At 39.3% G+C, this 1,274-nt stretch carries 2 protein-coding genes; both read right to left on the bottom strand.

Annotation, left to right across the window (positions count from 1 at the left end):
• Nucleotides 1–694: ISAzo13-like element transposase-related protein (locus tag QUB08_RS31980; RefSeq protein ID WP_445300986.1), on the bottom strand; the 694-nt coding region annotated here is incomplete at its 3' end.
• 5 nt (nucleotides 695–699) lie between these two features.
• Nucleotides 700–1,173 (bottom strand): hypothetical protein, encoded by a 474-nt coding sequence (locus QUB08_RS31975; protein WP_333230320.1) that lies wholly within the window; start codon nucleotides 1,171–1,173, stop codon nucleotides 700–702.
• Nucleotides 1,174–1,274 lie beyond the last annotated feature (101 nt).

Here is a 1,274-nt window from a genome sequence, read left to right as displayed (position 1 = left end):
ATTTCGGTAAAGTTTCAGAACGTTGCCATAAGGGTAGATACTCTTTTAACTTTTTTGGTAAGACTTTTATTCCTTTGTCGTAAGTTGTCTCAACTAAATGTACAATGGGTTTAATTCCTTGCCACGTCATGTTGCCTGCCCTGTTTATAGCAGTTTCAACCGAATCTAAAATAGCACCATTCCAATAATTTTCAAGTGCCGCCCAACAGCGTTCAATTGGATTATATTTGCTATGATATGGTGGATAGTAAATTAGTCTAATTCTTAAACTAATTCTCTGAGATAACTCGACAATTCGTTTGATGAATTGTGTGGGATTGCTTCTGATTGCCGAACCACCATCAAGGTCAATTACTAATTCTTCAAGTTCGGTGTAATCAGATTTGTTATTATGCCACCAATCTGTTAGACAATCGACGATAAAATCAGTGGTTTCCGCAGACTGACCCAGATAAATAGATAATTGGTCACTTCGAGTGTTCAGAATTCCAAAAGGGACTAATATTGCTTGCCACTCAGTATCGTGGTCATCAGCCGAATTCGGTTTAAGGGTTCGAGATTTACCGCCCCGTGAGAGGTTGCCAATTTTAACTTTTGCCTTGGTATCGATTGATATTCGTAGAGACTTGACATCTTTATCGGAGGCTTCATTCTCCTTCAATACATTCTCAAAAATCGCATCCGTTTCGGGAATCTTTTTTAACGGCTTGGTTTTTTGTGTTTTTTTAGGCGATACCCCATTCGATTTAAAATCGTGCCAATTGTCTGACGAGATGGCAATTCCTCAATCTTATAGTTATGATGACTGACTAATGCCGATACCACTGCCTTGGCAGTAATTTTGGCATACAAGAATGTCGATTGAAACTTGGGATTTGCCTGGGACTCTGGCTCTACTACAGAACGAATATCAGCTTCTAAGTTAGGCAGCAAAATTTCACTTTTATGTCGCCCTCTAGCTCGGTAATTATCAACACAAATTAATCCGGTACGTCGTTCATGTAATCCTAATTGAACGCTATCACGGTTCCATCCCATAAACGTTTCTACTTGACGGGCCCAAGCATTGAAGTAGTCTTCAGCCACTTTTGCCATAAAGTCTCGACGGCGATAGCCCGTTAGTTTTTTGGCAGCATCTTTGAATGTCAATTTAACTGGTTCACTCAAGATCATTTTTACCATCTCAATCACACAAGTCACAACTGCTGATGTCAGATTTTTTGTTTCCTAACCCTTTTAGTATAACTGGGGTTATATTTAATTGCAAGCCCCTA

The organism is Microcoleus sp. BR0-C5, from assembly GCF_036705045.1.
Classification (GTDB): domain Bacteria; phylum Cyanobacteriota; class Cyanobacteriia; order Cyanobacteriales; family Microcoleaceae; genus Microcoleus.
This window is presented reverse-complemented; position numbering and strand designations above follow the sequence as displayed.